The sequence below is a fragment of the uncultured Porphyromonas sp. genome (genome assembly GCF_938039215.1).
Classification (GTDB): Bacteria; Bacteroidota; Bacteroidia; order Bacteroidales; family Porphyromonadaceae; genus Porphyromonas.
In genome coordinates, this window is record NZ_CALHVI010000023.1 from 1 (window position 1) to 9,148 (window position 9,148).

The 9,148-nt window shown below is 47.7% G+C and carries 11 protein-coding genes and 2 pseudogenes; 5 read left to right on the plus strand and 8 right to left on the minus strand.

What is annotated here, in order from left to right:
* From Q0336_RS03085 to Q0336_RS03105, 5 genes and pseudogenes are all read left to right on the plus strand, one after another.
* Positions 1–292, plus strand: a pseudogene (locus Q0336_RS03085) (TonB-dependent receptor); the annotation flags it as partial.
* A gap of 214 nt (positions 293–506) precedes the next feature.
* Positions 507–758 (plus strand): hypothetical protein, encoded by a 252-nt coding sequence (locus tag Q0336_RS03090; RefSeq protein WP_298525570.1) that lies wholly within the window; start codon positions 507–509, stop codon positions 756–758.
* A 281-nt stretch (positions 759–1,039) separates the two neighbouring features.
* Positions 1,040–1,465, plus strand: a complete 426-nt coding sequence (locus Q0336_RS03095; protein WP_298525572.1) for a hypothetical protein — start codon at positions 1,040–1,042, stop codon at positions 1,463–1,465.
* Positions 1,443–1,730 (plus strand): annotated as a pseudogene (locus Q0336_RS03100) (conjugal transfer protein TraO); the annotation flags it as partial. The gene Q0336_RS03095 and the pseudogene Q0336_RS03100, both read left to right, overlap by 23 nt.
* Positions 1,731–1,744: 14 nt before the next feature.
* Positions 1,745–2,233 carry a DUF3872 domain-containing protein gene (locus tag Q0336_RS03105; RefSeq protein WP_298525575.1) on the plus strand — a complete coding sequence of 163 codons (489 nt, stop codon included), beginning with the start codon at positions 1,745–1,747 and terminating at the stop codon, positions 2,231–2,233.
* A gap of 6 nt (positions 2,234–2,239) precedes the next feature.
* On the opposite strand, the gene Q0336_RS03110 is transcribed toward Q0336_RS03105, so the two are convergent.
* The 8 genes from Q0336_RS03110 to Q0336_RS03145 all read right to left on the minus strand — a co-directional run bounded on the left by Q0336_RS03110 (position 2,240) and on the right by Q0336_RS03145 (position 8,785).
* Positions 2,240–2,683 (minus strand): hypothetical protein, encoded by a 444-nt coding sequence (locus Q0336_RS03110; RefSeq protein ID WP_298525578.1) that lies wholly within the window; start codon positions 2,681–2,683, stop codon positions 2,240–2,242.
* Between the two features lie 182 nt (positions 2,684–2,865).
* On the minus strand, positions 2,866–3,906 hold the full coding sequence (locus Q0336_RS03115) for a hypothetical protein (RefSeq protein WP_298525581.1): 1,041 nt from the start codon (positions 3,904–3,906) through the stop codon (positions 2,866–2,868).
* A 194-nt stretch (positions 3,907–4,100) separates the two neighbouring features.
* Positions 4,101–5,366, minus strand: coding sequence for a PcfJ domain-containing protein (locus Q0336_RS03120; RefSeq protein ID WP_298525584.1), 1,266 nt, complete (start codon positions 5,364–5,366; stop codon positions 4,101–4,103).
* Between the two features lie 2 nt (positions 5,367–5,368).
* Complete coding sequence (locus tag Q0336_RS03125; RefSeq protein WP_298525586.1) at positions 5,369–5,791, minus strand: PcfK-like family protein; 423 nt, start codon at positions 5,789–5,791, stop codon at positions 5,369–5,371.
* 5 nt (positions 5,792–5,796) lie between these two features.
* The gene (locus tag Q0336_RS03130) at positions 5,797–6,195 is read right to left on the minus strand and encodes a hypothetical protein (RefSeq protein WP_298525589.1); all 399 of its coding nucleotides are present in this window, start codon (positions 6,193–6,195) and stop codon (positions 5,797–5,799) included.
* Positions 6,196–6,573: 378 nt separating this feature from the next.
* Positions 6,574–6,909, minus strand: coding sequence for a hypothetical protein (locus Q0336_RS03135; protein WP_298525592.1), 336 nt, complete (start codon positions 6,907–6,909; stop codon positions 6,574–6,576).
* Between the two features lie 134 nt (positions 6,910–7,043).
* Entirely contained in the window at positions 7,044–7,520 is a 477-nt protein-coding gene (locus tag Q0336_RS03140) for a DUF1896 domain-containing protein (protein ID WP_298525594.1), read from the minus strand.
* Between the two features lie 38 nt (positions 7,521–7,558).
* Entirely contained in the window at positions 7,559–8,785 is a 1,227-nt protein-coding gene (locus Q0336_RS03145) for a site-specific integrase (RefSeq protein WP_298525597.1), read from the minus strand.
* Positions 8,786–9,148 lie beyond the last annotated feature (363 nt).

A 9,148-nucleotide genomic window follows, 5' to 3' on the forward strand; every position in this document is an offset into this window, starting at 1 on the left:
TGCAGAGAAGCATCTGAGCCATGAAGCTGGGCTACGCTATGGCCTAGATGCAGGTGTTTATATGAGCTTGATGAATAATCAGCTACAAATCAATCTAGGAACGCTCAATCTTATTCATAATAGAGCGGTAATGCGCATCAAAACAGATTTTACAGAGCTCGAGCGTACGGATTTATCTCCTCGTAGACGCCTCAAATTAAGCGTGACATGGCAGTTCTCCAGCGGAGATAAGATCAAGCGTAGTAGCTCGCGTACAGTTAATTCGCCCACACGAGAGACCCCTACACTGTAAGGCTTGATATACTGATGAGATTTGTCTTTAAACAATACGATTTTATAATCAGGTATCTTCTTCCTCACAGCCTTTAGAGACCGTTGCTCATGTATATGACATCGTAGCCGATGAGGGAAGAGGCAAGATACGCTATGAGCAGAAGAACTGGTCTGGCTGGCAGAGCTGGTCTAGCACGTCTTTCCAACGTCAGTTCCTAAAGGATCTCGCGGCAATGGCTGAAGGCAAAAGAATCAAGTGGGTCTTCAGTGGCCACAAGATGAACCGAGAGGAGCTCAAGAGGAAAATCCTCGACGCGCTACGGGAGCAGTCATTTATGATAGAGATCACAACTTTAATAGAGCAACCTACCGTTAGGCAGACTCTGAGTGATGCGTTGGGTACAGATATCCTTAAGGCTACAGATTTATATATAGCTCTCAAAGAGGATAAGGTCTTTAATTTAATCTTTGATATTACCGAATGATGTATCAGTTGATTCAGCGAATCCCCGCCGTATGGATGTCTATCTATGGGGACTCCGTTTTCATTACGACGACCAACAAGAAGCGTACTTACAGTACCCTCCGATACTCTTTGGATGGTGTCTGCCAAGAGAGGCTCCAGTTCCTGTATAGTCCCTATGCAAGAATCCCCGAACTACGAAGTGGCCTCTGGTTCGTCTATTACTCGTCAGAGTCTCCGCTCTCTGATCAGCTAAATGTATTTTCTCTGGATGGGGAATTAAAGCAGTCTTTAGTGGATGCCATGGGATATTTTGATATGCTCCCGACAGAGGAGGCGGACTGGGTCTACTTCGTGAATAAGCGCATAGTCAAGTACAATCTCTCCACTCATGAGTATCATGACTTAGGAGTCGTCCCTCTTGGGAGGCCCTCCTTCCATAAGGGGAGCCACTGTGGTCTCCACTTCTTCACTTGCGAGGGGAAGAGTCAGCTGGTAGCTATGCGAGATAAGGACGGTCAAGGCTTGGAAGAGGTCTATCGTCTGGACTTTGCTGAGAGCGGTCGTGGCTATTCCCTTTGGCGCAATGGAGTCGTCCCTGGGGAGATTGACTTCATCAACTTCTACGGCTCTGATCTGTGGGTGACGACCCAAGAGCACCTACATCGCATAGATGTAGCTACGGGAAATGTGCTCGAGAGACAATATGCAGCCGCTTCTCTCGGATAGGGGTAAGAACATCTTTACCTACCTAGGGCTCTCTGCCCTCGGGGGCTACGAAGAACTCAATGAAGAGAAGTCCTTGCTACCCGATGGAGCAACGCTTCTTGACCGCTCACGCCTCGTCTATGGTGGGGCGCTGCATAGCTCCGTTGAGTGCTTCCTCTCCGATAGGCTACTGCTTGTCCTCAAGGCTCAGGGGCGGGTGCTCCTCGGCTCTGATCTACACCGCTTTCGTCCCGCCCTTGCCTTGGGACTGCACTTGAACCTATAGAACGAAGACGAAGAATGAAAAGGAAATTTGTGAATGTGCTCTGGGCTATGGGGCTACTTGCCGTAGTGAGCCTTTGCCTCCCTGCTTGTGACCGCGAGCTGGAGGTACAGCAGGCTTATGACTTCACGCTAGAGACGATGCCCATCCAAAAAGACATCCGTAGGGGCGAAACGGCTGAGATACGATGCTCCCTCAAGCGAGCTGGCCGCTATGCTGGAGCCCGCTATACTCTTCGCTACTTCCAAAGCGAAGGTAAGGGGATGCTGAGGTTGGATAAAGGAGCAGCACTCAAGTCTAATGACCGCTATCCCCTAGTGCGAGAGGAGTTTCGCCTGTACTATACCTCGCAGTCAGCAGACCGACAGACGATTGACGTGTACATAGAGGACAACTTCGGCAAGGTGCAACAATTGAATTTTTTATTCAGAAGTGAGACTAAGGGCCGAATGAACAATGAGAGTATGGATAAGTGCTATGGGGAAAGTAAGATAGCGAGGGTATAGAGATTCTTATTTTGATACCATACGTGTCAAGTTTTCGAAGATTTTAGAGAATGTATTAAACATCATCTTAATAACATCTTTTTGGGGGTACTTATTTATACCCCAATAACTAGCTATGGCATAATCCTCTGGTTTCGGGGATGTGGTCTTTCTGTGAGCAACTGTTGTAGAACGTAATTTTTGAAGCATCCTCAATGGCTCTTCAATCTCAGGGAAGTCTATTTTTTTGCTTATTAGGAAAGTAACAAACTTGGATATCCCTGTTGTAAGAGACTCTTTACCCTGCTTCTTTGAGCTTATTTTATTAATCTTGCAGAAATGCTCTTTTACTACAGGAGAATGCTCGTCTATGCCCTTTAGTAATTCTTTTTCATTGAGTGAATCTATTACGATTTTAGTGATTGATCCAACCAGTGCATCAAATTCCCCATTACTATGGGTATACATCATATGTAGTTGTTCATAAAGATATTGATCTTCGGGTGCTAATGGACGAAATAATTGCCAGCCAAAATGAGATGACCACTGTTTGTTTAAATACTCATAGTTTTTCTTGAATATTAAATCGGGGGCATTCTGTGGATTGCATGCCTTTCCTTCTATCCATCGTTTTTGAGATGTAGAGCTGATTTTTATGTCATCAGGAGGTATGATATTATACTTTCTCCAGTGCAATTGTTCCTTATAAGGGAGCCCCCCAAGTCTTTAAGAAGCATTATCACATATTCGTCATTACGATCGCTATCTAAATGAGCAAACCATCCCGGCCCAGAAATGGCTCCATCTTGCACTTCGAAGCGACCGCTGTCTTGATAATACTTCTTTAGAACCTCATTTTTGAAAACAACAGGAGTCATTTGCCATATAGATTGGCCCTCCCAATTCCCTAGGACAGGTAATTGGCTTACATCGCAAGTCGAGAGTTTTACACTGCCATCTGGGTTTTTCCCTACGATGAATGTTTCTTTCCTGTTGTCTTGTTTATCCCATAGTCGCTTAATATTGGTACTATTATGTTTAATGAAATATTTTCCTCGAATCCATTCACAAGCCTTTTGGTCGTCGCGATCAAGTCTGCTATATGAAAATATAAGGTTTTGATGTTTAATTAGTTGTATGTTTTCTGTGCTTAGGTGCATTTCGTCTAGGGACCGTTGGTAGTGTTTGATAAAATCAAACTGTATTATGATGTTTTGCTTCTTTACAGCTGAGAACTCTAAAATATACTCCTGTAATACTTTAATTTTATCTTGCTCAGTTTTTGCTACTATTGTTTCATCTCCATTGCTATCGATTGCAATGTATTCCCAAGAACCATCAAGTCTGAGTAGTTTCCGCAAATCATAAAAACGAATAAACTCATCGGAAAGGTGTATGGTGTGGTGATAGTAACCTGTCTCAAATTGGGTGTAAACGAGAAGGGCTGCATCATCGTTAGGCAGGTTATAGTATCCATCTACGTCTATACCTCCTGTATCATACTTGAAGGTCGGGTGAGCCTGATCAGCGTTAAAGACCCAAGAGGTATTGGTTTGTTCCTTCGAGTATAGCGAATCGTTAGCTAGTATAGCAAATATATCTCTAGCATATAATGTGATCCAGCCATCTTTTATAAAGGCCTCGGTTATCTCCTTTAGAAGCTCTTTTATGGAGAGATTAATGGGATTTGGCATACGTGATTAGTATTTGTTTTCTTATCGGTGTGCAAAATCATGCGTAAATATATGAAATACTCGTGACTTCTTTGCTTGAAATTATTACCTGAGACTTTTCCTGCGTTCTTTTTAGCTGCCTACTCCTTTCGAACTAGGGGAAGTAGCTTTAAAGTGGGCTATTACTTCGAGACAGCCACTCTCGGGTCTAGTATTTAGGCTACACGACTTTGTATCTGCTTCATGTTCTGATGCACGAGCTCGATGATGCGCTCGTGGTACTCGGTGTTTTGATTCATCAAGCCTCGGCACTGAAGAATTTCCATCGTCTCCAAGGATACCTCGATGGTCTCTATCCGCTTGCCGTCAATACTTGCCGATAGGATGAGGCTCTTCTCCTTGAGGTGATACTCATTAGTGAATACGCAATGGTGTAGAGCTTGCCCTTCCTCTATATACTCCTGCACGCTCTCCAACACTCGGATTTGGATGGTGCCATCAGTGAAGGCAATCCCAAAGAACGGGGCTTTGAGTTTTTGAAATCGTGCTTCATCCTCCAGCGCCTTCTGTCGTTTGTGCTCTTCTTGTTCTCGCTCTTGTCGAGCCCGCAACTTTCGGAGAATCTCGTTGTGGGCTTGCTGTAAGTCTTTGGGGCAAACATAGTGGGCATTGTGTATGTCTCGCTCAAGCCTTATAAGCATATCAATGTAGTCGCACCAAAGGGCAATGTCTCTAATGTCATAACTCCTGCGGAGTGTGATTTTGTAGGCTGGCCAATACTTATCTATCGTTCTTGCTCGGCTGAGGAAGTAGCGTAGATGCTCGGTGCGTCCTGCCTTTATCAGAGTCTCGGCTCTGCTGTCTGTGAGGAGGGCTGGGATAAGGCTCGTGGGGGCAATGCCATAGCACTTACCCTCGAAGCCATTTCTCTTTAGGGTATCGCTTAGCTTAACCTTAGGGCATAAGGGACAACGAGCAACGAAGTGGTAGGCTTCGTTGTCACGACGAATAGCCATAGGCGAATAGTAGGCAAAGCTATCTATATAATGTCCCATCGTTCGCTGTACGGCGACAATAGACTGCCTGCCACGCTCATCCCACCAATACTGACCAATCTCCATGGCGGAGGAGCTGGCTTGGTAGCCTTTCTCCATACCCGCAATAAGCAAGTACATACGCAAGACTTGATGCCCTCCCGAAGTAGTCAGTACTATGAAATACTGCCGTTGCTTTAACTTCCTCGCCCTTGTCGTTATGACCTCTAAGTCTGCCCCACACTGGGGGCAGGTGCAATGCTCGCTTGGTATATCCATCTGCCACGAATGCCCACAATCCATACAAGTGGTCTTGCCCTTGGGTAGGCGATAGGCATAGTGGTCAATGCACTCACGGAATGCCCACTGCCTCTGTGCCTTCGTTATGGGGCGGAGGTACTTGCTTTGAGTGAGGACTGCTTGCTCAAACTTGTTTCTCGGTTTCATAGCTATATATCAAATAGAGAAGGTTCGGGTACTTGCTCACTCTCGGTGCTTGTCTTGGATTTTAATCGCTTCGGCTCTTGCAACCTGCGTAGCTCCTGGGCTTGATACTGCTGTATCGCCTGCTTGCGGGCTTCGGCTTTCTCTTCCTCGGTAAGGACTATGGTATGATTGACGACCACATGGCAGGCGACAGGGCTACCCGCATCTAAATCGTCTTCATCGTAGTAGTGTACCGCCATAGAGTAGATTTCATCGTCCTCAAAGCCGTTGCAAGCACTCTGTTGCACCTGCTTTAGGATGTAGGTGACGCAGTCCTCGATGTTCTTGTGTGGCTTCTTGAGCTTAGGGGCGAATAGCGGGTCTGTAGCTGCTCGTAGGTTGAGGTACTCAGATATGGTACGGGTGAATTGTTCTGTTCCGCTCATTGTCGTTAGTATTTAGGGATTTCTACAATCTGGTTGATGCGTCCATAAAGGTGCTTACGTAGGCTGGTGCGGTCAGGGGCATAGTATTCAGCCCATTGTCCGTATTGCTTGACCAAGTACTTTTTCAGCACATCGAAGAAGTCAAAGCGGTAGCCCATTAGGGGAACGGCTGTACGGAAGTAGGTGTTTGAGTTCACCGCTTCACAAAGCCAATCCTTTTCCTCACGGCTCATTGTCCTGCCACGATTGAGCTTCACACGCAGGAGGTAGGCTTTACAGGCACAGAGGGTTTCCAAGGGCTGCACCTCCCACTGCACGAACTTAGTCGCCACGGCACGCTCATAGGCTCCATTCCCCGAGTTTATGCGGTAATGAGAGGAGGAGCTATATCCTTTTCTGCTCATCGAAGATGTTGTATTTATTTTCTGCTTATCCATAGTGACATTTTTTTTATGCGTCCAACGATCGGAGTATGCTGATTCCTTTTTCGAGCAAGACAGAGGTAGCGGGGCGATGGCGGACACAAGGTTTGGGAGGAAAATACGACCTGGAGCCCCTGGGGCGGAAGTGTGGAGATTTTCCTGCCAACCGCAGGCACCGACCTTGGGGTAGCCCAAGCCCCGTCCTACCTTTGCGAGGGAAAAGAAACAGCATCCGTCGCTTACGCATCAAGTGGAGCGGCTGGATGAGAAGCAGAAGTGCAAAGCCTATAAGTAGGAAGTAAAAAGGTGGCTAGCTCCTAAGAGCCAGCCACCCGTCTATAGTATGAGGAATCATCCTTGCTAAAGGATGCAGATCAGGATCGCCACGAAAATGGCTAGCCAGAAGAGGAAGCCGAGGATGGTGAAGGTAACTTGTAGGACTGTTCGTACTACGAAGCGTAGCAGGAGGAAGCCCGCTATGACACCTACAATCGTCACGATCTGTGGAGTGACGACTCTTGAGATGAGGTAGACGGCAGCTACAACAAGTGTCAGTAGAAGTGCCAGCTCAATGATACGTCGCCAGTCAACGAAACGGGAAGGAGACACCTGCCCCTTCGTCTGCTTGTCGGGAGAGGCCTTACCCCTGATGAAGATGGGGCTGTGTGGATCGTGATTCATTGCTTGAGTATTCATATCTGGGGGCATTCTTGAGTTTCAAGAGCAGGGACAAGATGCTTCGCGACACAAAGAGCAAGGGCGCTTGCCTCTTGGCGTGTGGAGCGGGGCGTATATCTTGGCTCTTGACACTCGAGTGCTCCAGTGGAATCTTACTCTTGAACGTATATCTCAGCCTTGTCCACGATGGGCAAGTGGTTCTCCTCAATGAGTAGGACGATGGTACCCGTCAGCTCGGTGTAGAGTAGCTCGTACTCAGGACTGCCGTCAAAGTCATCGTGTAGCTCGTACTTGGAGAAGACCGCTTGGATGGACTTGTTGCCCAGGAGGATGGGGGCGAGCCTATGGGGAAGGGGCTCGGGAAGCTCTTCGGAGAACTCCTCTACTAGGATGGAGACGAGGGTGTCATACTTGGAAAAGTGGAGTCCCTGGTAGAGGACCTCGCTGGCTATTGCCTCTGCCTCGAGGTGCGAGAAGCCCTGGGCTACGCTATCGCAGTAGGAGGAGAGAGCTAGGTCTGCACGAGCTCCGATGAAGGCGCTGTCGGTTCTTAGCTCGGGATGATGGTCTCTGAGGTAGCCTTCCAGCTTGAGGCGGAAGTAGGAAAGCTCTTTCTTAGTCTGGTTCATAATGTAGCTTATAGCTTATGATGAGATGATTGATTGGCTTAGAGGCCCATGGCTTCGTTGAACTTATCGAGCTTGCCCGCTAGCTGCTCCATATCGTGCTCGATCTTCTTGCTAGTGATACGGGCATAGATCTGCGTGGTCTTGATGTTGGTATGCCCCAGCATCTTTGAGACGCTCTCCATCGGTACACCTTTGCTGAGCGACATCGTCGCAAAGGTGTGGCGGGCCAGATGGAAGGTGAGCCGCTTCTGCAACCCGCATACGTCAGCGATCTCCTTGAGGTAGGCATTCATCTTCTGGTTGGAGAGGATGGGGAAAAGCTTCCCGTCCTTGGGAGTAGTACTAGGGCTATACTTCTCGATGATGGCCTTGGGGATGTCCAGGAGGAGGATGTTACTCTCTACTCTTGTCTTCTTTCTCCGCGTCATGATCCATGTCTTTCCATTCATAGTAACGAGGTGTTCTCTTCTGAGGTTTGCGACATCAATATAGGCAAGTCCCGTGAAGCAGGAGAAGAGAAAGAGGTCACGGACGAGCGCGAGGCGAGGGATGGTCAGCTCCTTGTTGGCTATCTTCAGGATCTCTTCGTCGGTGAGGAAGCCTCTGTCTACAGGGGTGAGGTGGAAGTGGTGATCGCGAAAAGGATCTTGGAGAAGATAGCCCCGCTTGAGGGTATAGATAGTGATGGTCTTCAAGGTCTTCATCTTCTTGACAGCGGTATTGTAGGCACATGAGGCCACTGTCGTGAGGTACAACTCGAAGTCCTGGATGATGGCAGGTGTGAACTCCATCAGTCCGATGTCCTTACGCTTATACCTGTGTACTAGGAACTCGAAGAAGTGCTTACGCAAGACGCTGTACTTCTGCAAGCTCTCCTTGCTGATGGTGTGCCCCATGCGCTGACGGATGTCATCGATGAACTTGTCAAAGACAGGTAGAAAGGTGCTGAACTCCTGGATTTGTCCGAGGTAGGCGGAGCGGAGCTTGTCCAGCGAGATCGTTTGGTCGTCTTGGTACTTGTGGTAGAGGGAGTGGAGGCTGGTGGAGATGGCATCTAGGTTGGCATTGACAGCGAGGGCTTCTGAGGAGCGTCCCTTCTGTCGGCTGGTTCTGCTATTCCACTGTGCCTTGTCTACGAAGATCTTCGTGGAGCCAAGATTGCTCATTGCTCCTCCGAGGAAGATCCGTAGCATGACGGGCGACTTGCCTTCTTTGTTCTCGTAGTTGGAGCGTAGGTAGAAGGACACCTTGAACGATTGTCTCATAATGCATCATTCCTTAGTGTAGCAGGTGCTACAAAGTTACTTACTTACACATTGAATGAGAGCACGTTGCTGCCTTCAATTAGCCCTTCATTTAGCCGTCACTGCTACACTAATTGCTACGCCTTGATTTGTGTAGCAGTTTCTGTAGCAGAATTTGACCGATTGATGACGATTAGACCCTAGGGGTAAGCCGTCAGGTCTATGGACTGCATATAAAGAAAAAATCGTTGTAAGACCATGTCCTACAACGATTTACTCTTGTTTTGAAGGCTTCTGTGACGACCATTTTGCAGCCACTTTGAAGCCTTTTTGCGGAGAGAGAGGCTCTTTCTCTTGAACTATCATAGATGCTTGTTTGGTGTC

Excerpts from the sequence above, each read along its gene's own strand:
- Q0336_RS03120 (WP_298525584.1), bottom strand. The coding sequence starts at position 5,366 with ATGAAACCGAGAAACAAGTTTGAGCAAGCAGTCCTCACTCAAAGCAAG.
- Q0336_RS03115 (WP_298525581.1), bottom strand. The coding sequence starts at position 3,906 with ATGCCAAATCCCATTAATCTCTCCATAAAAGAGCTTCTAAAGGAGATA.
- Q0336_RS03105 (WP_298525575.1), top strand. The coding sequence starts at position 1,745 with ATGAAAAGGAAATTTGTGAATGTGCTCTGGGCTATGGGGCTACTTGCC.
- Q0336_RS03130 (WP_298525589.1), bottom strand. The coding sequence starts at position 6,195 with ATGAGCAGAAAAGGATATAGCTCCTCCTCTCATTACCGCATAAACTCG.
- Q0336_RS03145 (WP_298525597.1), bottom strand. The coding sequence starts at position 8,785 with ATGAGACAATCGTTCAAGGTGTCCTTCTACCTACGCTCCAACTACGAG.
- Q0336_RS03140 (WP_298525594.1), bottom strand. The coding sequence starts at position 7,520 with ATGAACCAGACTAAGAAAGAGCTTTCCTACTTCCGCCTCAAGCTGGAA.
- Q0336_RS03090 (WP_298525570.1), top strand. The coding sequence starts at position 507 with ATGGCTGAAGGCAAAAGAATCAAGTGGGTCTTCAGTGGCCACAAGATG.
- Q0336_RS03095 (WP_298525572.1), top strand. The coding sequence starts at position 1,040 with ATGGGATATTTTGATATGCTCCCGACAGAGGAGGCGGACTGGGTCTAC.
- Q0336_RS03125 (WP_298525586.1), bottom strand. The coding sequence starts at position 5,791 with ATGAGCGGAACAGAACAATTCACCCGTACCATATCTGAGTACCTCAAC.
- Q0336_RS03135 (WP_298525592.1), bottom strand. The coding sequence starts at position 6,909 with ATGAATACTCAAGCAATGAATCACGATCCACACAGCCCCATCTTCATC.
- Q0336_RS03110 (WP_298525578.1), bottom strand. The coding sequence starts at position 2,683 with ATGATGTATACCCATAGTAATGGGGAATTTGATGCACTGGTTGGATCA.